This window comes from Actinacidiphila guanduensis (assembly GCF_900103985.1).
Lineage (GTDB): Bacteria > Actinomycetota > Actinomycetes > Streptomycetales > Streptomycetaceae > Actinacidiphila > Actinacidiphila guanduensis.
In genome coordinates, this window is sequence record NZ_FNIE01000024.1 from 55151 (window position 1) to 76849 (window position 21699).

At 74.2% G+C, this 21699-nt stretch carries 20 protein-coding genes; all 20 read right to left on the reverse strand.

Annotation, left to right across the window (positions count from 1 at the left end; translation table 11 throughout):
• Nucleotides 1-33: 33 nt before the first annotated feature.
• Nucleotides 34-654 (reverse strand): response regulator, encoded by a 621-nt coding sequence (locus BLR33_RS32540; RefSeq protein WP_093788344.1) that lies wholly within the window; start codon nt 652-654, stop codon nt 34-36.
• Nucleotides 651-1871, reverse strand: a complete 1221-nt coding sequence (locus tag BLR33_RS32545) for a sensor histidine kinase (RefSeq protein WP_093788346.1) — start codon at nt 1869-1871, stop codon at nt 651-653. The genes BLR33_RS32540 and BLR33_RS32545 overlap by 4 nt, the downstream gene beginning before the upstream one ends.
• Entirely contained in the window at nt 1868-2623 is a 756-nt protein-coding gene (locus tag BLR33_RS32550) for an ABC transporter permease (RefSeq protein WP_093788389.1), read from the reverse strand. The genes BLR33_RS32545 and BLR33_RS32550 overlap by 4 nt, the downstream gene beginning before the upstream one ends.
• An 86-nt stretch (nt 2624-2709) precedes the next feature.
• Nucleotides 2710-3588: an ABC transporter ATP-binding protein gene (locus BLR33_RS32555; protein ID WP_093788348.1), complete on the reverse strand. Its 879-nt coding sequence runs from the start codon at nt 3586-3588 to the stop codon at nt 2710-2712.
• 154 nt (nt 3589-3742) lie between these two features.
• Nucleotides 3743-5710, reverse strand: a complete 1968-nt coding sequence (gene dnaG, locus BLR33_RS32560; protein WP_093788350.1) for a DNA primase — start codon at nt 5708-5710, stop codon at nt 3743-3745.
• Nucleotides 5711-5799: 89 nt separating this feature from the next.
• Nucleotides 5800-7062 (reverse strand): NAD(P)/FAD-dependent oxidoreductase, encoded by a 1263-nt coding sequence (locus tag BLR33_RS32565; protein WP_093788352.1) that lies wholly within the window; start codon nt 7060-7062, stop codon nt 5800-5802.
• Nucleotides 7063-7511: 449 nt separating this feature from the next.
• On the reverse strand, nt 7512-8813 hold the full coding sequence (locus BLR33_RS32570; protein ID WP_093788353.1) for a deoxyguanosinetriphosphate triphosphohydrolase: 1302 nt from the start codon (nt 8811-8813) through the stop codon (nt 7512-7514).
• Nucleotides 8814-9221: 408 nt separating this feature from the next.
• On the reverse strand, nt 9222-10007 hold the full coding sequence (locus tag BLR33_RS32575) for a sirohydrochlorin chelatase (RefSeq protein WP_093788355.1): 786 nt from the start codon (nt 10005-10007) through the stop codon (nt 9222-9224).
• A gap of 282 nt (nt 10008-10289) precedes the next feature.
• A complete protein-coding gene (locus BLR33_RS32580; RefSeq protein WP_093788357.1) occupies nt 10290-10511 on the reverse strand; it encodes an acyl-CoA carboxylase subunit epsilon in 222 nt (73 codons plus the stop codon).
• A 31-nt stretch (nt 10512-10542) separates the two neighbouring features.
• Complete coding sequence (locus BLR33_RS32585; protein ID WP_093788359.1) at nt 10543-12126, reverse strand: acyl-CoA carboxylase subunit beta; 1584 nt, start codon at nt 12124-12126, stop codon at nt 10543-10545.
• 96 nt (nt 12127-12222) lie between these two features.
• On the reverse strand, nt 12223-13749 hold the full coding sequence (locus BLR33_RS32590; RefSeq protein WP_093788361.1) for an FAD-dependent monooxygenase: 1527 nt from the start codon (nt 13747-13749) through the stop codon (nt 12223-12225).
• Nucleotides 13750-13855: 106 nt separating this feature from the next.
• Nucleotides 13856-15355, reverse strand: coding sequence for an FAD-dependent monooxygenase (locus BLR33_RS32595; protein WP_093788363.1), 1500 nt, complete (start codon nt 15353-15355; stop codon nt 13856-13858).
• 2 nt (nt 15356-15357) lie between these two features.
• Entirely contained in the window at nt 15358-16308 is a 951-nt protein-coding gene (locus tag BLR33_RS32600) for an aromatase/cyclase (protein ID WP_245771818.1), read from the reverse strand.
• A gap of 51 nt (nt 16309-16359) precedes the next feature.
• The gene (locus BLR33_RS32605) at nt 16360-17145 is read right to left on the reverse strand and encodes an SDR family NAD(P)-dependent oxidoreductase (RefSeq protein ID WP_093788367.1); all 786 of its coding nucleotides are present in this window, start codon (nt 17143-17145) and stop codon (nt 16360-16362) included.
• A gap of 225 nt (nt 17146-17370) precedes the next feature.
• The gene (locus BLR33_RS32610; RefSeq protein WP_093788369.1) at nt 17371-17643 is read right to left on the reverse strand and encodes an acyl carrier protein; all 273 of its coding nucleotides are present in this window, start codon (nt 17641-17643) and stop codon (nt 17371-17373) included.
• A 56-nt stretch (nt 17644-17699) separates the two neighbouring features.
• Nucleotides 17700-18908: a ketosynthase chain-length factor gene (locus BLR33_RS32615; RefSeq protein ID WP_093788371.1), complete on the reverse strand. Its 1209-nt coding sequence runs from the start codon at nt 18906-18908 to the stop codon at nt 17700-17702.
• Nucleotides 18905-20176 carry a beta-ketoacyl-[acyl-carrier-protein] synthase family protein gene (locus BLR33_RS32620; RefSeq protein WP_093788373.1) on the reverse strand — a complete coding sequence of 424 codons (1272 nt, stop codon included), beginning with the start codon at nt 20174-20176 and terminating at the stop codon, nt 18905-18907. The genes BLR33_RS32615 and BLR33_RS32620 overlap by 4 nt, the downstream gene beginning before the upstream one ends.
• Nucleotides 20173-20502, reverse strand: coding sequence for a TcmI family type II polyketide cyclase (locus BLR33_RS32625; protein ID WP_093788375.1), 330 nt, complete (start codon nt 20500-20502; stop codon nt 20173-20175). Before BLR33_RS32625 ends, BLR33_RS32620 begins: the two co-directional genes overlap by 4 nt.
• Nucleotides 20503-20551: 49 nt before the next feature.
• Nucleotides 20552-20800 (reverse strand): hypothetical protein, encoded by a 249-nt coding sequence (locus tag BLR33_RS32630; protein ID WP_093788377.1) that lies wholly within the window; start codon nt 20798-20800, stop codon nt 20552-20554.
• Nucleotides 20797-21699, reverse strand: a 903-nt coding sequence (locus tag BLR33_RS32635; RefSeq protein WP_143031798.1) for a biotin/lipoyl-containing protein, incomplete at its 5' end; no start/stop codon positions are given. The genes BLR33_RS32635 and BLR33_RS32630, both read right to left, overlap by 4 nt.

Genomic DNA, 21699 nt, shown 5'->3' on the forward strand with positions numbered 1-21699 from the left:
TGCGCCTTCGTACGGCGGCCCCGGCCGGGTGCCTCAGAGCAGGCCGTGGCGCATGGCGCTGGTGACCGCGGCCGTGCGGTCGGCCACGCCGAGCTTGCCGAAGGCGCGCAGCAGGTGGGTCTTGACGGTGGACTCGCCGATGAACAGGCGGCGGCCGATCTCGGCGTTGGTGCAGCCCTCGGCGACCAGCCGCAGCACGGCCGTCTCGCGCGAGGACAGCCTCGGCCGCTCGGTGCGGGCGCGCATCCGGTCCACCAGGCGGGCCGCGACCGAGGGGGCGAGCACGGTCTCGCCGCGGGCGGCGGCGCGGACCGCCTCGGCGAGTTCGGCCCGGGCCACGTCCTTGAGCAGGTAGCCGGCCGCGCCCGCCTCGACGGCCCGCAGGATGTCGCCGTCCGACTCGTAGGTGGTCAGCACGACGACCCGGCAGGGCAGCCCGGCCGCGGTCATCCGCTCGGTGGACTCCGCTCCCCCGCCGCCGGGCATCCGCAGGTCCATCAGCACGATGTCGGGCAGCAGGGCCGCGGCCAGCGCCTCGGCCTGCGGGCCGCTCCCGGCCTCCCCCACGACCTCCAGGTCCGGTTCCGCGCCCAGCATCGCGGCCAGGCCCTGCCGGACGACCGGATGGTCGTCGGCGAGCAGCACCCGGATCACCGGGCGGCGTCCACAGGCAGCACCACGGACACGGTCACCCCCTTCCCCGCCTCGGCGGACACCTGCGCCCGCCCACCCAACTCCGCGGCCCTGGCCCGCAGTCCGGGCAGCCCGTAGCCGGGCCCGGGGGCCGCGGAGCCGTCGAAACCGCATCCTTCGTCCCGCACGGTGACGGCCAGCTCCTCTTCGCCGTAGGCGAGTTCAAGGGCGACCGGAACGGCGTGGCCGGCATGGCGGCGGACGTTGGCCAGCGCCTCCTGGCAGGTCCGCAGGGCGACGACCTCGACGGCGGGCGGCAGGGCCCGGACCACCCCGGTGACATCGACCGCGGCCGGGGCCCCGGACTGCTCCGCGTGCCGCGCGGCCAGCCGCCGCACCGCGTCGGGCAGCGATCCGGCCGCGAGGTCGGCGGGGGCACCGCCGGCCACCAGCGCACGGGCCTCGGCGAGGTTCTCCCGGGCCGTGCGGTCCATCAACTCCAGGTGCACGCGGGCCTGTTCCAGGTCGCGGTCCAGCTCCGAGAGCACGGCCTGGCTCAGCATGAGCAGGCTGGTGAAGCCCTGCGCGAGGGTGTCGTGGATCTCCCGGGCGAGCCGCTCGCGCTCGGCGAGAGCGCCGCGCTCGGCGGACAGCCGGGCCACCCCCTCGCGGCTCGCCTCCAACTCCGCGAGAATCTCCGCCCGTTCGCTGCTCTGCTCGATGATGCGGATGATCCAGCTGCCGAACACCAGCGAGAACACCAAGGTGGCCACCGCGGTCAGCGACGTGTAGTACAGGACGTGCTCCTCGGGCCGCCACAGCAGCGCCCACCCCGCCACCGGCACCACGTTGACGACGGCGCCGGCGACCAGAGCGGCCCGCAGCCGCAGCACCATGAAGCACTGCGGCACCAACGCGAAGGTCCCCAGCCGCAGTTCGGCGACGAGCGAGGCCGCCACCGCGAACACCGCGACGAGGACGGCGATGTAGCGGGCAGCGGCCCGGCCGTCCACGGCCGGCGCGACCAGCACCGGCCGCCCGGCCGCCAGGTACCAGGGCACCAGCAGCGCGAAGAGCCCCACCGCGGTGAGCCGGACCGGCTCGCCCGGCCGGTCGGCGGCCAGGCCGAAGAGCGCGGTGGCCACCCAGGACACCGCGAAGTAGCAGTCCCACAGCAGGAACGGGCCCTCCCAGACGTGCTTGCCGCCGGCCGCGGCACCAGCCCCGTCAGCGCTCACTCGTCCCGCCCGCGCCACCGGAAGGTCAGCAGGCACAGCACCAGCCCTCCCACGCACCACGCCCCGAGCACCAGGGCGATCCGCCCGTACTCCCAACTGCCCGCCGGCTCCATCGCGGCGGCCGCCGACGGCAGGAACACCCCGCGCAGCCCCTGGCAGAGCCACTTCAGCGGGAAGAGCGACCCGACGGTGAGCATCCAGCGTGGCACGGTGGTCACCAGGATGTAGACCCCTGAGATGAACTCCAGCACCAGGAAGGGCAGGACGACCACCGAGGTGGCGCTGCGAGCGGAGCGCGGCACGCTGCTGATGGCGATGCCGAGCAGCGCGCAGCCGGTGATGCCGAGCACGAAGATCCAGCCGAAGGTGAGCCAGCCGGTGACGTCCGAGGGCAGGTCCACCCCGTAGACGACCGTGCCGAACGCCAGCAGCAGCGCGGTCTCCAGCAGACCGGTGACCAGCACCAGCCAGATCTTGCCGAGGAAGTACGCGGCCGGCGGCATCGGGGTGCTGCGCAGCCGGCGCAGCACCTTCTGCTCGCGCTCCACCGCGATGGACACCCCGAGCGACTGGAAGCTGGTGGACATGATCCCGGCGGCGGTCATGGACGCCACGTAGTACTGCGAGGCCGTGGCACCGGTGCCGGCCATGCGGTCGTGGAAGATCGAGGCGAACAGGAAGAGGAAGACGATCGGGAACGCGAAGGTGAAGACCACCTGGTCGCGCATCCGGAAGAACAGCCGCACCTCCATCGCGCCGCGGGACAGTCCCAACCGCCAGGCGCCCGGCAGCCGTTCGTCCGCGCCCGCGGGGGTGGCCAGCACCGCGCCGGCGGCGGTCACCGTGCCACCTCCCCGGCCTCGCCCGCGGCACCGGCGTGGCCGATCAACCGCAGGTAGACGTCCTCCAACGTCGGCCTGCTCACCCGCAGTCCGGGCACCTCGCCGCCGAACCGAGCGGCCAGCGCGGCCACTTCGGCGGTCGGCGTCGCCGTGACGATCTCGCCCGACGAGCCGTCGGCGTTCGTCCAGCGCACCCGCGCCGGCGCCTGCGCCCGGCCGCCGAGCGTCGCCGGCTCCCCCACCGCCCGCACCCGCCCGGCCGAGATCACCGCGAGCCGGTCGGCCAGTTCCTCGGCCTCCTCCAGATAGTGCGTGGTGAGCACGATCGTCGTGCCCTCGGCCGCCAGCGCGCGGATCAGCGACCAGAACTGCCGCCTGGCCACCGGGTCGAAGCCCGTCGTCGGCTCGTCGAGCAGCAGCAACTCGGGCCGGCCGATCACACCCAGCGCCACATCCAGCCGCCGCCGCTGCCCGCCGGACAGGTGCTTGGCGCGCACGCCCGCCCGCTCCTGCAGGCCGACCAGCGCGATCACCTCGCCCGGGTCGCGCGGCCGCGGGTAGTAGCCGGCGAAGTGCCGCACGATCTCCGCCACGGTCATCTCCTCGGCCGCGGACTCGTCCTGCCACACCACCCCGATCCGCGCCTGCCAGCCGCGCCCCGCCCGCGCCGGGTCCTCGCCCAGCACCGCCACCTCGCCGCCGTCGCGGCCGCGGTGGCCCAGCAGGATGCCCACCGTCGTGCTCTTGCCGGCCCCATTGGGCCCCAGGATCCCGAACACCTCGCCCCTGCGGATGTCCAGATCCACCCCGTCCACCGCGGCGACCGCGCCGTACCTCTTGCGCAGCCCCCGTACCCGTACCGCGTGTTCCGTCATACGGCCCAGACTCCCGCGCTCTGCGCGGCTGCCGCGTCGACCGGGCGGACCCGGCGGTGTCCCCCGATCGGTGGACACCCACCCCCCCGGGCCCACGCGGGGACGTGCCGGCGGGACCTCCGACTCCACGGCACCGGACGGCACGTGCGCCCGCCTACAGCGCCGCCGCCCCCTGCGTGCGCAGCCGCTGGGCGTACTGCTGGAGCGCCCACAGCTCGCTGTGGGCCGCACTGGCGTCCGGGGCGTCCGGCGGCAGGCCCTGCGCGGCCAGGCGGGCGAGCGTCGCGTGCACCTGCGCGATGCGGCGGTCCACCGCGAGCAGCCGGACCCGGACCAGCACCTCGCCCGCGTAGATCTCCGGCACCTTGTGCATCACCGGCTCGACGGCCAGCTCGGTCACCATCCCGCGCACCGAGTCGTCGGGCGCGGCCTCGCGGACCCGCAGCAGGTAGTCCCCGTCGGCGAACTCGGTGCCCCCGGCCTCCGCGATGGCGCGGCGCACCGCGGCATAGGGCGGGCCGGTGAACTCGTCCTCGCCGTAGGCGTCGAAGGCCGGGGCGACCAAGGCGGGGAACTGCAGGGCCAGCTTGAGCAGTTCGCGCTCCACGCGGTGCGCGGGACTGCGCAGGTCCAGGCGCGGCCCGCGGGGAGCCGGCGGCGCCTGCACCCCGCCGCCCTGCGCCCGCGCGGCCCCCTGCGGGCCACCCGGCGGCCCGCCGAACGAACCGCCGTACGGGCCCCCGGCGTACCGCTCCGGCCCGGCCGGGCCGCTGCCGCCGGACGCGCGAGCCCTGGCCAGCGCCCGCACCCGGCGGATGATGCTCTGCTCCTCGGCCTGCGTGGCCATGCCCGCCATCCCCACCAGCCGGATCGCGTAGCGGTCGCGCAGCGCCTGGTTCTTGATCGCGGCCACCACCGGCACCGCGGCGTCCACCGCGGCGACCCGGCCCTCGTCGGTGTCGAGGTTGTAGCGGGACACGATCGAGCGCAGCGCGAAGGCGAACAACGGGGTGCGTCCCTCGATCAGCCGCTGCACGGCCGCGTCGCCGTCGGCGAGCCGCAGCTCGCAGGGGTCCATGCCGCCGGGGGTGATCGCGATGGAAGTCTCGGCGGCGAACTTCTGGTCGTCCTCGAAGGCCCGCAGCGCCGCCTTCTGACCGGCCTCGTCGCCGTCGAAGGTGAAGACGACCTCGGCGGTGGAGTTGTCCATCAGCAGCCGGCGCAGGATCTTGATGTGCTCGCCCGCGAAGGCAGTGCCGCAGGTGGCGATGGCGGTGGTGACCCCGGCCAGGTGGCAGGCCATGACGTCGGTGTAGCCCTCGACGACGACCGCGCGGCCGGTGCGGGCGATCTCCTTCTTCGCCAGGTCGATCCCGTAGAGCACCTGCGACTTGCGGTACAGCGGCGTCTCGGGGGTGTTGAGGTACTTCGGGCCCTGGTCGTCCTCGCGCAGCTTGCGGGCGCCGAAGCCGATCACCTCGCCGGTGATGTCGCGGATCGGCCAGATCAGCCGGCCCCGGAACCGGTCGATCGCCCCGCCCCTGCGGCTCTCGGAGGCCAGCCCGGCGGTGATCAGCTCCTTGTCGGTGAAGCCCTTGCCCCGCAGATGGCGCACGAGGTGGTCCCAGCCGGCCGGCGCGTACCCGACGCCGAAGTGCTCGGCGGCCGCCCGGTCGAAGCCGCGCCCGGCCAGGAACGCCCGCCCGATCTCCGCCTCGGCCGAGCCCATCTGCTCCAGGTAGTACGCCGCGGCCGCCCGGTGGGCCTCCACCAGCCGGATCCGCTCGCCCTGCTGGCGGCCGGGGACGTGGCTGCCTTCCTCGTACCGCAGCGTGATCCCGGCCCGCGCCGCGAGGCGCTCCACGGCCTCGGTGAAAGACAGGTGGTCCACCTTCATCACGAACCCGAGGGTGTCCCCGCCCTCCCCGCATCCGAAGCAGTGGTAGAGACCCTTACTGGGGCTGACCTGGAAGGAAGGGGACTTCTCGTCGTGGAAGGGGCACAGGCCCTTGAGGTTGCCGCCGCCGGCGTTCTTCAGCTGCAGGTAGTCGGAGACGACGGCGTCGATCGGGACGGCGTCGCGTACCGCCTTCACGTCCTCGTCCCTGATCCTGCCCGCCACGGGGGAAGTCTACGGCCAGGCCGGGACCTGACCGGGACGCGGTACGGCCGCGACCGGACCGCGGGACGGTGCCGGGCGCCGGGGTGGGCTCAGTCCAGGAACGAGGCGAGCGGCACCGTCGGGTCGGACAGCGCCTCGGGGTCGACCTGGCGGCCGCTGCGGATGAGCTGCTGGATCGGCTCGGTGACGTCCCACACATTGACGTTCATGCCCGCCAGCACCCGGTTCTCGCGCAGCCAGAAGGCGATGAACTGCCGCTTGCCGACGTCCCCGCGGGCGACCACCTGGTCGTACGACCCGGGGGCGGCGTGCCCGGAGAACTCCATGCCCAGGTCGTACTGGTCGGAGAAGAAGTAGGGCACCCGGTCGTAGACGACGTCCTGGCCGAGCATCGAACGGGCGGCGGCGGGGCCGCCGTTGAGGGCGTTGGCCCAGTGCTCGACGCGCAGCCGGCGGCCGAGCAGCGGGTGCGCGGCGCCCGCGACGTCGCCGGCGGCGAAGATGTCGGGGTCGCTGGTGCGCAGGGCGGCGTCCACGGCGATGCCGCCGCCCTCCTCGCGGGAGGCGATCGTCAGGCCCGCGGACTCGGCGAGCGCGGTGCGGGGGGCGGCGCCGATGGCGGCGAGGACGTCGTGGGCCGGGTGCTCGGTGCCGTCGTCGGTGATCGCGGCCAGCACCATGCCGTCTTGGCCGGCGATCTCGGTGAGGCGGGCGCCGAAGTGGAAGCGGACGCCGTGCTCGGTGTGCAGGTCGGTGAAGACCGAGCCGAGTTCGGGGCCGAGGACGCTGTGCAGCGGGGTCGGCTCGGGCTCCACGACGGTCACCTCGGCGCCGTAGCCGCGGGCGGCCGCGGCCACTTCGAGGCCGATCCAGCCGGCGCCGGCGATCACCAGGTGGCCGTTCTCCCGGCCGAGGCTGGTGAGCACGTTCTTCAGCCGCTCGGCGTGCGCGAGCCGGCGCAGGTGGTGGACGCCGACCAGATCGGTGCCGGGAATGTCCAGGCGGCGCGGCTCGGCGCCGGTGGCCAGCAGCAGCTTGTCGTAGGTGAGGGTGGTGCCGTCGCCCAGGCGGACGGTGTGGGCGGCGCGGTCCAGATGCACCACGGGCTGGCCGAGGTGGAGTTCGACGTCGTGCTCGGCGTACCAGGCGGCGGGCTCGACGAAGACGGAGTCGCGTTCCTCGGCGCCGGTGAGGAAGCCCTTGGACAGGGCCGGGCGTTCGTAGGGGTGGTCGCGCTCGTCGCCGATCAGTATCACCCGGCCGGTGAAACCCTCGGCGCGGAGCGTCTCGGCGGCTTTCGCCCCGGCGAGGCCGGCTCCGACGATCACGAAGGTCTGGTGCGCGTCCACCACAGTGTGCCTCCCCGGCGGGTTGTCCCATGTACGGCCGTGCCCTGCTGCGTCCTGCTGGGTTGTGTTGCGTTGGTGCGTTGTTGTGCTTGTGCTGTGTCGCTCGTGCTGCCTGTGCCCCGTGGTGCCCCGTCTGCCCCGGGCGCCTTGCGCGTCCTGCGGCCGTGCTGCGGGTGTCCTGGGGGCTGTCCCGGTGCCGTCCCGCCGCTGTACTGCCATGCCGGACCGCGTCGTACTGCCGTCGTGCTGCGTCCTCCTGCCCTGCTGAGCGTCCCGCACGGCGCCCCGGACGGGAAGAGTGCCGCGCCGGTCGGCCCGCAGGGGAAGATCATCGCACCGCTCGGGCGTTCCGGGCCCGCCCGTGCGGCACTTTGCCGTGACGGATGGGGCGGGTGGGCCGTTCGGGGCGGTGCGGGGTGATGCCCGGGGCGCGGTGCGGCTCGTATCCGGCCTCAGGCGGCCAGCCGCGCGTGCAGGGCGGTCGCGGCCGCGTCGGTGAGGGAGGCGATCTGGTCGACGACGGCCCGGCACCGCGCGCGGTCGTCGGGCGCGGCCTCGAACAGGGCGCGGAACTGCGGGTCGAGCCCCTCGGGCGCCCGCTCCAGCAGGGTGTGGGCCAGCTCGCCGATCACCACCCGCTGCTCGGCCCGCCGTCTGGCCTGGGCGGCGCGCTGCATGACCCAGCAGTCGGCGACGGCCTTGAGGACCGCGCACTCCAGCCGCTGTTCGCGGGGGACGACGAGTTCGGCGCCGTAGCGGGTGAGCGGCGCGGTGCCGTGGCGGGCCCGGGTGGCGGTCTCGGCGGCCAGGCAGAAGCGGCCGATGAGCTGGGAGGCGGCGTCCTTCAGCCGGGCCTGGTCGAGCGCGGAGCCGTCGTAGCGGCCGGGCCACCAGGGCTGGGCGAGCAGCCGGTCCAGCGCGGCGTCGAGTTCGGCGGCGTCCGCGCCGGGCGGGGCGTAGCGGCCCAGCGCGCAGGCGAACACCTCGGCCCGCTCGGGGGCCGAGCGCAGCGCGCGGGGGTCGATGTGCCCGGCCTGCAGGCCGTCCTCGACGTCGTGGACGGAGTAGGCGACGTCGTCGGACCAGTCCATGACCTGCGCCTCGAAGCAGGTGCGGGTGCCGGGGCCGTCGGGCGCCGCCGCGCCCGCCGCGAGGCGCACCCAGGCGAAGACCGGCAGGTCGTCCTCGTAGACACCGAACTTGCGGGAGGCCGGCTCGGTGGGGTGGCCGCCGCGCGGCCAGGGGTACTTGGTGGCGGCGTCGAGCGCGGCGCGGGTGAGGTTGAGGCCGACGCTGACCGGGCCGTCCGGCGAGGGGGCGAAGCGCTTGGGTTCGATGCGGGTGAGCAGGCGCAGGCTCTGGGCGTTGCCCTCGAAGCCGCCGCAGTCGGCGGCGAACTCGTCGAGGACCTGCTCGCCGTTGTGGCCGAAGGGCGGGTGCCCCAGGTCGTGGGCGAGGCACGCGGTCTCCACGAGGTCGGGGTCGCAGCCCAGGGCGGCGCCCAGTTCCCGGCCGACCTGGGCGCACTCCAGCGAGTGCGTGAGGCGGGTGCGGGGGCTGGTGTCGGTGACGGCGAACGCTCCCGCGCCCGGGTCCACGACCTGCGTCTTGCCGGCGAGCCTGCGCAGGGCGGCCGAGTGCAGTACCCGCGCCCGGTCCCGCTGGAAGGCCGTCCGCCCGGCCCGCTTGTCGGGTTCGGCGACGAAACGCTCCAGGTCGGCGGTCGTGTACGGCTGCGGCGCGAGTCCTTCCATATCCACGACGGTAACCGCCCGCCCCTGTGGAGCGGCCGTGACAGCGCACCGATGATCAGGATGGGCACTCTGGTGTTCAAGGGGTGCGGTCGCGTGCGCGGGATTGGGTGCTCGGGTGCTTGGTACGGAGGGTTGGGTGCGCGGGTGGGCACCAGGGCAGCGCGGCCGGACGCTTTGGTGACGAGGGCGCCGCCCTGGTGACGAGGTCGGGCACCTTGGTGACGAGGGCGGGCACCCCTGGTGGCGAGGGCGCCGCCTTGGTGGCGAGGTCGAGCGTCCGGGGTGCCCGATTGGGCTCCTTGGCGGCGAGGTCGTGCCCCTGGGTGGCTGATCGGGCTCCCTGGGAGCGAGATCGGGCGCCCGGGAGGCGGTCAGCGGCCCTGGTGGTGGGTTTGAACGCCCTTGTGCTCAAGCGCGGGTCGCCGCAAGGGCTGCGGTGTAGCGGGTGAGCACCAGGGCGGCGAGGGCTGGGTGGGCGCCCAGGGGGCGGGAGGCGATCCAGGGTGAGGCGGCCGCCGCCTGGGTGGCGAAGCGGCCGGGGGCGGTGAAGTAGGAGGCCACGGCGATACGGCGCAGGCCGCGCGCGGCAAGGGAGGCGACCGCCTGGGGGACGGTGGGCGCCGTGGCGGAGACGTAGCCGGGCACGACGGGGACACCGAGCCGGGCGGCGAGCAGGGCGGCGGTGGCTTCGGCGTCACGGGCGGAGTCCGGGTCGCGGGAGCCGGCGGCGGCGAGCACGACCGCCTCGCCGCGGTCGTCCCAGCCCGCCTCGGTGAGGCGGTCGTGCAGGGCGGCGGCCAGCAGCGGGTGCGGCCCGAGCGGTGCGGCGACGGTGCCACGCACTCCTGGGGCCGCGGCCAGGGCTTCGGGCAGGTCGTGCCGTACGTGGTAGCCCCGGCCGAGGAGCAGCGGCACCAGGACGGCGCCCTGGGGGCCGAAGGGCCCGGCGAGGGTGTCGGCGAGCAGCGGCGGGCTCAGTTCGATGTACCCGAGCCGCACGTCGAGGCCAGGGCGCAGCAGCCGTACGGCGGCGAGCAGTTCGCGTGCGGTCGCGGCCGCCCTCGGGTCGCGGCTGCCGTGCCCCACGGCGACGAGCGCGGGGCCGCCGGGGAGCCCTGCCGTATGCCCGCAGCCGGGGCCGCCCGCCTGCGTACGGGCGGGGCCTTCGCTGCGTGCCGCCAGGGTGGTCGCCATGTCGCCGATCCTGCGCTGCCGGGGTTTCCCGCCCGTTGCCCCGGGGTGTCGGCGCGTCACGGTGCCCTCACGTGGCCCCCGGGACCGCGGTGAGCCACCGTGAGGGGTTGCGGCCCGTGCCCCGGGGGTGGGCGGTGCGCGCACCGCCCACCGCGCCGCCGATCCCCGGCACGAGGGGCGGACCAGCCGATCGGGCCGCGAACCCCGTCCGCTGTACGGCTCACCTCCCAGCACGCGGGGCGCACCAGCCGATCCGGCCGCGAACCCCGTCCGCCGTACGGCTCACCTCCCGGTGCGAGGGGCGGACCAGCCGCGCGGGTCGCGGTAGGGGGCGTGCCGTTCGGGGCGGTTCCAGGCGGCGAGGGGGCGGGCGGCGGGCAGGTCGGCCGATGCGAGGGCGGCGGCCCGCAGGTGGAGAACGGCCATCAGGGCGGCCAGTTCCTCCGGTCCGGCGGCACCGCGCCGGACGCGCAGCAGGCCGGGTCCGGCGAGGGTGCTGTCCATGGAGAGTTCCTTTCGGGTGGAGGCGGGAGGGCTACTGCGGGGGGTTGCCGTGTTTGCGCGAGGGCAGGGAGGAGTGCTTGGTCGCGAGCATGGCGATGGTGCGGGCCAGGACCCGGCGGGTGTCACGCGGGTCGATGACGTCGTCGACGAGGCCGCGTTCGGCGGCGAAGTAGGGGTGGACCAGTTCGCTGCGGTACTCCTCGATCTTGCGCTGCCGCATCGCCTCGGGGTCGTCGGCGGCCGCGATCTCACGGCGGAAGACGACGTTGGCCGCCCCCTCGGCACCCATGACGGCGATCTCGTTGGTCGGCCAGGCCAGGGCGACGTCCGCGCCGATGGAGCGGGAGTCCATGACGATGTAGGCGCCGCCGTACGCCTTGCGCAGCACCACCGAGACCCGCGGCACGGTGGCGTTGCAGTAGGCGTAGAGCAGTTTCGCGCCGCGCCTGATGATGCCGTCGTGCTCCTGGCCGATGCCGGGCAGGAAGCCGGGCACGTCGACGAGGGTGACCAGCGGGATGTTGAAGGAGTCGCAGAACTGGACGAACCGCGCCCCCTTCTCGCTCGCCTTGATGTCCAGGACGCCGGCCGTCGCGGCCGGCTGGTTCGCCACGACGCCGACGACGTGGCCGTCGATCCTCGCCAGCCCGCACACGAGGTTGGGCGCCCAGTCCGCGTGGACCTCCATGAAGTCGCCCTCGTCGACGATCTCCTCGATCACCTTGTGGATGTCGTAGGAGCGGTTGCCGTCGGCGGGCACGAGGTCGAGCAGGGCGTCGCCGGGGCGCTCGTCGGCCGAGGGCGTCGTGGTGGGCGGCAGTTCGCGGTTGTTGGACGGCAGCATCGACAGCAGGTAGCGCACCTCGGCCAGGCACGTCTCCTCGTCGTCATAGGCGAAGTGCACGACGCCGGAGACCCCGGCGTGGACGTCGGCGCCGCCGAGCCCGTCGTGCGTGATGTCCTCGCCGGTGACGGCCTTGACCACGTCCGGGCCGGTGATGAACATCTGCGAGATGCCGCGGACGGCGAAGACGAAATCGGTCAGCGCCGGGGAGTAGGCGGCGCCGCCCGCGCACGGGCCGAGCATCACGCTGATCTGCGGGATGACGCCCGACGCCCGGGTGTTGCGCTGGAAGATCCCGCCGTAGCCGGCCAGCGCCGAGACGCCCTCCTGGATGCGGGCGCCGGCACCGTCGTTCAGCGACACCAGCGGCGCACCCGCAGCGATGGCCATGTCCATGATCTTGTGGATCTTCTGCGCGTGCGCCTCGCCCAGCGCCCCGCCGAAGATCCGGAAGTCGTGCGCGTAGACGAACACCGTGCGGCCCTCGACCGTGCCCCAGCCGGTGACCACGCCGTCGGAGTAGGGGCGCTTGGCCTCCAGGCCGAAACCGGTGGCGCGGTGCCGGCGCAGCGGTTCGACCTCGGTGAAGGAGTCCTTGTCGAGGAGGAGTTCGATCCTCTCGTGCGCGGTGAGCTTGCCCTTGCCGTGCTGCCGTTCGGTGGCCCGGGGGTCGGCGCCGGCGCGGGCCTGCTCCTTGACGGCCCGCAGCTGCGCCAGCCGGTCCGGCGCCGCCGGTGCCGGGGCCGCGCTCTCGGGGGGTGTGAGGGTCATCGGGTGCCCGCCTTTCTGCGGTTCCGCGGGGATGGTGGGTGGTCTCCGGCGCCGCGTGGCGCGCGTCCGGCGGCCGTGCGGGCTCCTCGGCGGGTCTCAGGCGGGGTCGCCGAACCAGCGGCGCAGCGCGGTCTCGAGGCTCGCGAGGGGGCGCGGCACGCCGGCGCCCTGGGACCAGACGACGTGGCCGTCCGGGCGCACGAGCAGGGCGGTGGCGCCGTCGAAGTCGGAGGGGTCCGCCGGCACGGCCACGGTGACGCCGACACGGTCCTTCCAGCCGGCGGCGAGCGTGCGCGGCGCCGGGTTGTCGGACAGGTCGAGCAGGACGCCCTCAGCCGGGTGGAGCAGGCGCGCGGTGGTGGTCGGTCCCTCCCCCGTGGACAGCGCCCGGGGCGGGACGCGGCGGCCCAGCAACGGGGTGCCCGCACCGTCGTCCTCGGCGACGTCGTAGGCCACGTCCAGGCCGCTGACCACGCCGGCCAGGTGGCGTTTGACGTCGTCGAGGGCGATCAGCTCGGCGAACAACTCGCGCAGCGGGTCGGACTCCGGGCCGCCGAGGAAGACCAGGTTCTGCGCCCGTGTGTTCATCAGCAGGCGCGCGCCGACCGGGTGCCGCTCGCTGTGGTAGGTGTCGAGCAGTCCCCGCGGCGCCCAGCCGTGCACCTCGGCGGCCAGCTTCCAGCCGAGGTTCGCCGCGTCCTGCACGCCCGTGCTCAGGCCCTGGCCACCGGCCGGGAGGTGGATGTGGGCGGCGTCACCGGCCAGCAGCACCCGGCCCCGGCGGTACTCGCCGACCTGCCGGGAGGCGTCGGTGAACGAGCTGACCCACTCGGCGCCACGGTCCGCGATGGACTCCCCGGTGATTTTCTCCCAGGCCGCGGCGACCTCGGCGAAGGTGACCGTCTCCGCCCGGTCACGGGCGGGCGTGCCCTGCGGGCAGACGATGATCCGGTCCACGCCCTCGCGCAGCGGCGCGGCCATCACCATGCCCTCGGGGACCCGCTCGCCGAGGAAGCGCGGCCGTATGCCGCCGCCGACGACGTCGGCGAGGTACATCTCCCGGGTGGCGGGCGTGCCGGGGAAGTCGAAACCGGCCAGCTGGCGCACCGTGCTCTGGCCGCCGTCGCACCCGACCAGATAGGACGCGCGCAGCACGCGCTCGCCGCCGGGTGCCGCGGCCGTGACGGTGACGCCTTCGCCGTCGTCGGACAGCGCGGTCACCTCCCAGCCGCGCCGCAGGTCCGCGCCGAGCCCGGTCGCCCAGCGCTCCAGGACGGCCTCGGTCCGGTACTGGGGGATGCCCCGGGCGCCGAAGTGGGCGTCGGGCAGCACCGTGTAGTCGAAGCGGACCCCGCCGAAGTGGCCCAGCGGGCTCTTCTCCAGCGGTTCCCCGAACAGCTCCAGCAGCCCGCGCTGGTCCAGGACCTCCATCGCGCGGGCGGTGAAGCCCAGGCCGCGGGACTGCCCGGTGGGTTCGGTGAGGCGTTCCAGCACCGTCACGCGGACACCGGCCAGGGCCAGTTCGCCCGCCAGCATCAGGCCGGCCGGTCCCGCCCCGGCGACGACCACGTCGACGTGCTCCGTACCGGACGCGCGGTGTGCGCTCAGCGTCGCGCTCTCCATGGTGTTCTCCTCCGTCCGTGGGCCCCGTGGGTCCCTCGTGGGTCCTTCCGGTACGCCCCTCGCCATGAGGTGGGGGTCGATGGCGCCGGTCCCGCCGGCGTTCCCGTCACAGCCCCCGCTCCGGCGCGCCGAACCAGCGCCGCAGCGCGGCCGGCGCGCCCTCACGGTCCTCACCGGCCCAGGCCACGTAACCGTCCGGCCGCACCAGCACCGCACCGCGGCTGCCCAGCGGGGAGCCGGCCTGCGGCCGGACGGTGACGGTGGTGACCCGGTCTGCCCACAGCCGGCCGATCCAGGGCAGGTGGTCGTGCGGCGGCCTGTCCAGGTCGAGCAGCAACCCGCCACCGCCGCGCAGCAGTTCGGTGGTGGTGGCCGGGCCGCCCGCCGTGGCCAGGTCCAGGTGCGGCAGCCGAGCGCCCGCCAGCGGGTGGTCGCCGTCGGCCGGGTAGCGGATGTCCAGCCCGCTGATCGCGCCCGCCAGGTGCGCCCGTACCGCCTCGTCGGCCAGCAGTTCGGCGAGCAGGGTGCGGACCGGCTCGACCTCGGGGCCGCCGAGCAGCAGCGTCCCCTGGGCGCGGATGTTCGCCAGCACCCTGGCCCCGACGGCGTGCCGCTCGTCGTGGTAGGTGTCCAGCAGGCCGCGCGGTGCCCGGTGACCGACCTCGGCCGCCAGCTTCCAGCCGAGGTTGACGGCATCCTGCAGGCCGAGGTTGAGCGCCTGGCCGCCGCTGGGCAGTTGCGCGTGGGCGGCGTCGCCGGCGAACAGCACCCGGCCGTGCCGGTAGGAGGCGAGCTGGCGGTTGGTGTCGCCGAAGGCGTTGACCCACACCGGCCTGCCGTGGCCGATGTCCTCGCCGGTGACCTGCCGCCAGACGTCCACGACCTCGGCGAAGTCGGGCGCGGTGGACCGGCGCGCCGCCGGCCGGCCGTAGGCGTGGGCCATCACCCGGGTGACACCGCCCGGCATGCGGGCGGCGATGGCCAGGCCGCCCGGCAGGCGCTCGAAGCGCCGCGGCCGGATGTCGATGCCGTCGATGTCCGCCCGCAGCAGTTCCCGGCCCGCCGGCCGGCCGGGGAAGTCCGCCCCGGTCAGCCGCCGCACCGTGCTGTCCTCGCCGTCGCAGGCCACCACGTAGGCGGCGCGCAGCACGTGCTCGCCGCCGCGTGCGGCGGCGGTGACGGTGACGCCCTGTCCGTCGTCGGACAGAGCGGTCACCTCCCAGCCGCGCCGCAGGTCCGCCCCGAGCCCGGTCGCCCACTTCTGCAGCAGTTCCTCGGTCCTGGTCTGCGGCACCTTCCACTGGCCCGGGTAGCGGCCGGGCAGCGTCAGGTCCATCGGCACGCCGCCGAAGTGGCCGCGCGGCTCCCGCGGGGGCGTGCCGAGGTCGGCGAGCAGGCCGCGGCTGTCGAAGAGTTCCATGGTGCGGGCGTGCAGGGTGGAGGCGCGCGACTCCGTGGTGGGCGTCTCACGCCGCTCCAGGACGACCACGTGGGCCCCGCCCAGGCGCAGTTCGCCCGCGAGCATCAGCCCGACGGGCCCGGCGCCCACGACGACGACCTGCGCGGTCTCGGCGCCGCCCGGCGGCACCGCGGCGGTCGCGGCCATCGTCAGCGGGCCTTTTCCGCGTACGCCTTGGCGTGGCCGAGCGTCGCCAGGCTGTTGGTGCTCAGCGCGCTGTGCACGTACTCCTTGGCGTCCTCGACGGTGGCGTCGGGGCCGAGCACCGTCGCGACGGCGTCGGGGTTGATCACCACGGTGTGCTGCGAACTGGCCGTGACGCCGCCGTCCTCGTTCTCCGCGAAGGTCCAGTAGCCGGTGTGCAGGGTCAGCAGCGCCGGCAGGGTGACCTGCTTGTAGGCGATGCCGTGGTACGGGAAGGTGACCCGGTGGGACTTGGTGGTGTGCGTGGAGCCGTCCTTGGCGACGGTGTCCATCTCCAGGGTCTGCAGGCCCTGTTCGTCCTCCTCCAGCCGGACCTTGGCGACGTGCGGCAGCCGCTCGGACCACAGGTGGGCCTCGTTGACGAAAGCGAAGACGTCCTGCGCGCTGCCGTCGACGTGGACGGAGTCCTCGAAGGAGAAGGTCAGGTCGCGGTTGCGGTGGGCCGCCTCGACGTTGTCCTTGAGCGCCCCCAGCTCGGAGCGGGAGTTGCGGTCCACCGCCTGGTCGATCCAGGCCAGCCCGTCGGGGTCGTCGCCCAGGGCGCGGTACTCGTGCAGCAGCCGGACCAGGGAGTCGCCGCCCGGTAGTTCCTCGATCAGCCAGGCGCCGCCCATATAGGCGACCGGCGGCGCGGAGACCACCTGCTCGAAGTTGATGCGCAGCCGCTCCGGCTCCAGCATCCGGCGCGAACTCCAGTTTTTGGCCTCGCCGTTGGCGGTCGCCCAGATCCGGATGTGCTCGTCGCGCTCGCCCTTGTGCGTGTAGTCGACGTGGATGGTGGGAGGGAAGATCCGCGGCCAGTTCCGCACCTCGGCGATCAGCTCGTAGATCGCCTCGGCCGGCGCGGACACCTGGATCGTGTGCTCGACCTGGCGGGCCATCGGTCGGGTCGACATGCTCGGACTCCTTGGCTCTGCGGGGATACGGGGAGGTGGTGCGGTGGCGCCTCAGAAGTTGCCGAGGCCGCCGCAGACGTTGATCGCCTGGGAGGTGACCGAGCCGGCCGCGTCCGAGGCGAGGTAGCCGACCATTCCGGCGACCTCCTCGGGCGTGGAGTACCGGCCGAGCGGGATCTTGGCCTGGAAGCGCTCCAGGATCGCGGCCTCGTCGGTGTCGTAGGCGGCCGCGTAGCCCTGCCGGACCCGCTGCGCCATGGGCGTCTCGACGTAGCCGGGGCAGACCGCGTTGACGGTGATGCCGGTGGGTGCCAGCTCGTTGCCCAGCGCCTTGGTGAAGCCGACCACGCCGTGCTTGGAGGCGGAGTACGGGGCGCCGAGCACGACGCCCTGCTTGCCCGCGGTGGAGGCGATGTTGATGATCCGGCCCCACGACTTCTCCCGCAGGCCACCGGTGTTGAGCACTTCCCGGGTCATCCGGAAGACGCTGTTGAGGTTGGTCTCCATCACGTCGAGCCACAGGTCGTCGGCGATGTCGGCGGTCACTCCCCCGCCACTGCGGCCGGCGTTGTTGACCAGGACGTCGACACCGCCGAAGCGGTCGACCGCGGCCTGCACGAACGCGTGCGCGGCCGCGCCGGAGCGGACATCGACGGTGCCGCCGTCGACCTCGTGCCCCTCGGCCTGGAGTTCCTTGACGGTCGCGGTGACCGCCTCGGGGCTGCGGGCGCCGATGAACACGCGCAGGCCCTGCCCGGCGAGCTGCCGGGCCGAGGCCAGACCGATACCGCTGGTGCCGCCCGTGATCAGGGCGACCCGCTGGTGCTGCTGGGACATGCTGTCTCCTGTGCGTCGTGCGCGGACGGGGAACGAAGGGGCCGGCCGTGGCGGCCGGACCGGTGGACGCGCGAGGCACCCGCGCGGCGCCGCGGAGGTCGTGCGGCAGGCGCCGCCTCCGCGGGGTACGTGGCGTGCGAGCAGGGGCCGTCGCCGGGCCGCATCCATCCCCGGCGACGGCCGTTCGGGGGCCGCCCGGGGCCGGGCGGCGCCGTGCGGACCGGCTCAGGCGGCGTCGGCCGCCACGGACAGCCGGCTGTTGACGGCCGCGATGATGCTGCGGGGGGTGGCGCCGTCGAGCAGCGTGTCGTCGTCGAGGCTGATGCCGTACTCGCGCTCGATCCGGCCGGTGGTCTCCAGCAGGGCCAGCGACTCGTAGCCGAGTTCGTCGAAGGCGAGGTCGAGGATGTCGCCGTCGAGGTCCACGGCCTCGTCGGCGCCGGCGCCCTCCAGCAGGATCCGCTTGAGGTCGGTGATGGTGAACTGTCGGGTGTCCACGGGTGGTTTCCTTTCGTGGCGTTGCGGGCCGTAGAGGACCTGTGCCGGTACCGGGGTCAGGCGGCGCGCACGACGAGGGCGGAGTTGAAGCCGCCCGCGCCGCGGGCCAGCACCAGGGCGGTGCGGATGTCGGCGGTGCGCCGGTCGACCACCAGGTCCAGGTCGTATCCGGGTGCCGGGTCGACGTTGACCGTCGGCGGGATCAGGCCGGCCGCCATGGAGAGCACGGCGGTGGCCAGGTCGAGGGGGGCGGCGCCGGAGTAGAGCCGGCCCGTCATCGTCTTGGGGGCCGTGACCGGCACCCCGCGCGGCCCGAAGACGGCGCGCAGCGCGTCGGCTTCGGCCCGGTCCAGCTCGGGGACGGCCGCGGCGTCGGCGAAGACCACGTCGACCTCGCCGGGTTCGGCCCCCGCGTCGCGCAGCGCCAGCTCGATCGCCCGGCGCAGGCCCGGCTCGGCCCCGCTGCCCGGCCGGGGGTCCATCGTGGCGCCGTAGCCGGCGATCTCGCCGTAGATCCGGGCGCCGCGCTCGCGGGCGACCTGCTCGGACTCCAGGATCAGGATCGCGCCGCCCTCGCCGGGAACGTGGCCGCGGGCCGCGCTGTCGAACGGCAGGTACGCCTGCGTCGGTTCGTCGCTCGTGCTCAGCCGGTCGCCGGCCAGCTGGGCGACCCAGCCCCAGGGGCAGATCGAGGCGTCCACCGCGCCGGAGACCACCAGCCCGGTGCCGCGCCGGATCTGCCGGCGGGCCTGGGCAACGGCGTCGAGACCGCCCGCCTGGTCGCTGACCACGACACTTGAGGGGCCCTTCATGCCGTTGCGGATCGAGATCTGGCCGCTGTTGACGGCGTAGAACCACGCGAAGGACTGGTAGGCGCTGACGTACTGGCTGCCCTTGCTCCACAGGGCCTGCAGCTCGCCCTGGCCGAACTCGAAGCCGCCCGAGGAGCTGGCGGTGACCACGCCCATGTCGAACTCGGGCAGTTCGCCCGGCCGCACCCCGGCGTCCTCCAGCGCCCAGTCCGCGGCGACCAGCGCCAGCCGGGTCATCCGGTCGGTCTGCGGGAGCAGCCTGCTGGGCAGGTACTGCTCGGCGGCGAAGCCCGGGATCTCGCCGGCCAGCCGGGCCGGGTAGCCGGCCGGGTCGAAGCGGGTGATCCGGCCGATGCCGCTCTTGCCGCTGCGGGTGGCCGCCCAGAAGTCGGCCGTTCCCAGGCCGTTGGGCGAGGCGACGCCCAGCCCGGTCACCACTGTCTTGACGGTCACGCCGCGCTCCTTTCCGGCCGGGCGAGCACCACCGCGCTCTGGAATCCGCCGAAGCCGCTGCCCACCGAGAGCACCGCGTCGATGCGCCGCTCACGGGCCTCCAGCGGGACGTAGTCCAGGTCGCACTCGGGATCGGGGGTGTGCAGGTTCGCCGTCGGGGGCACCACGCCGTGCTCCATGGCCAGGGCGCTGGCGGCGATCTCGATGGAGCCGATCGCGCCGAGCGAGTGGCCGACCATCGACTTGATCGAGCTGACCGGCGTGCGGTAGGCGTGGTCGCCGAGGCTGCGTTTGAAGGCCGCCGTCTCGTGCCGGTCGTTCTGCTTGGTGCCCGAGCCGTGCGCGTTGATGTAGTCGATCTCCTCGGGGTTCATCCGGGCCTCGTCGAGCGCAACCCGGATCGCCTCGGCCATCTCCGCGCCGTCGAGCCGCAGCCCGGTCATGTGGTAGGCGTTGCTGCGGGTGGCGTAGCCGGCGACCTCGGCGTAGATGTGCGCGCCGCGGCGCCGGGCGGACTCCAGCTCCTCCAGGACGAAGACGGCCGAACCCTCGCCGAGCACGAAGCCGTTGCGGGTGCCGTCGAACGGGCGGGAGGCGCGCGGCGGGTCGTCGTCGCGCGGGGTGGTGGCCTTGATCGCGTCGAAGCAGGCCAGGGTGATCGGGGAGATGGGGGCGTCGGAGGAGCCGGCGATCATCACATCGGCCGAGCCCTCACGGATCAGATCGGCCGCGTAGCCCACCGAGTCGATGCCCGAGGTGCAGCCGGTGGACACCACGGTGCCCGGTCCCTGGGCGCCCACCGTCCAGGCCACCTCGGCCGCGAAGGAACTCGGCACCAGGTAGTCGTAGAGGTGCGGCACGGCGTACTCGTGGTCGACCAGGTGCAGCCGGCCGCCGTCGCTGACCACCCGGTACTCCTGGTCCAGGCCCATGGTGGCGCCGACCGCGCTGCCGATGGTCACCCCCACCCGGTAGGGGTCGTGCGCGGCAAGGTCGATGCCGGAGTCGGCGACCGCGCCCCGGGCGGCGACGACCGCGAACTGTGCGGCCCGGTCCATCCGCCGGATCTCCTGCGGGCCCAGTCCGTGCGCCTCGGGGTCGAAGTCGATCTCGGCGGCCACCCGCGACCGGAAGGGGGCCGGGTCGAAGAAGGTGATCCCGCGGGTCGCGGTGCGTCCGCTGCTGATCAGGTCCCAGAAGTTCGCGGCCCCGACACCGCCGGGCGCGAGCACTTCTATACCGGTGATGACGACGCGGCGGCCGCTCATGCGCCGGCCTCCCACGAGTAGAAGCGCTGGGCCATCGCGTCGGCCGGGGAGCGCCAGGTCGCCGGGTCGTACGCCTCGATGAACGGCTTGAGGTCCTCGCTGATCCGGATGAACCGCTCGTCGGTGCGCGCCTTCTGGATGAGCGCGCCGCCGTTGTCGGCGTCGAAGTCCTGCAGGTGGAAGTAGAGGCCGTGGTACGAGAAGAGCTGCCGGCGGCGGGTGCCCATCAGGTGCGGCATCTCGGTGCCGTCGAACTCGGCGAAGAGCCGGGCGACATCGGTACCCGATCCGGGGTTCATCCGGGCGACGATCAAGGTGCTGTGCATGGGAAGTCTCCTTCGCAGGGGATCACAGGGATGGGGTGCCGGATTCAGGTCAGCAGGGCACGAGCACCGGGGCGCTGCGCGGGCCGGGGTCGGGCGCAAGGAGGCCCGGCGGCGGCGGGATGGGCTCGAAGGGACCGGAGCCGGGACCGGGGCCCTGGGGGCCGGGGCCCTCGTGCGGACCGCCGCCCCGGTCCTGCGGCCGGCCGGCCGTGCCGGGCGGCACGGCGGGAAGCGCGTGGCCGACCAGGGCCGCCGCCAAGGACAGGGCCTCGAGGAAGGCGAGCAAGGGGCGCGTCACGTCGCGTCCTTGATTTCGCAGATGACGGCGCCGGAGGAGACGGAGGAGCCGACGTCGGCTTTCAGGCCGATGACGGTGCCGGAGCGGTGGGCGTTGATGGGCTGTTCCATCTTCATCGCCTCGAGGACCACGATCAGATCGCCCTCGGAGACCTGCTGGTTCTCCTCGACCGCGACCTTCACGATCGTGCCCTGCATCGGCGAGGCCAGCGCATCCCCCGACACCGTCGCCGTGGAACGCGCCGCGGTACGCCGCTTGGGCTTGGCACCCGCCGCAAGCCCCGTACGCGCCAGCGTCATCCCCAGATGCGCCGGCAGCGACACCTCCAAACGCTTCCCACCGACCTCCACCACGACGGTCTCGCGCTGCCCCTCGTGCCCGTCGTCGTCGCTGTCGCCTGTGCCGGTGGGGGTGAACGGGGGGATGGTGTTGTCGAACTCGGTCTCGATCCAGCGGGTGTGGACACGGAACGGGCCGCCGTCCTTCGGCGCGAACGCCGGATCGACGACCACCGCACGGTGGAAGGGGAGTGCGGTGGCCATTCCTTCGACGGTGAACTCGCCGAGTGCGCGGGCGGCGCGTTGCAGGGCCTGCTCGCGGGTCGCACCGGTGACGATGAGTTTGGCGAGCAGGGAGTCCCAGGCGGGGCCGATGACACTGCCGGACTCCACCCCCGCATCCAGACGCACACCCGGCCCGCTGGGCGGCTGGAAGAGGGTGACGGTGCCGGGGGCGGGCAGGAAGTTCCGGCCGGGGTCCTCGCCGTTGATGCGGAACTCGAAGGAGTGGCCCCGCAGGGGCGGGTCGTCGTAGCCGAGGGCCTGGCCGTCGGCGATCCGGAACATCTCCCGCACCAGGTCGATCCCCGAGACCTCCTCGGTGACGGGGTGCTCGACCTG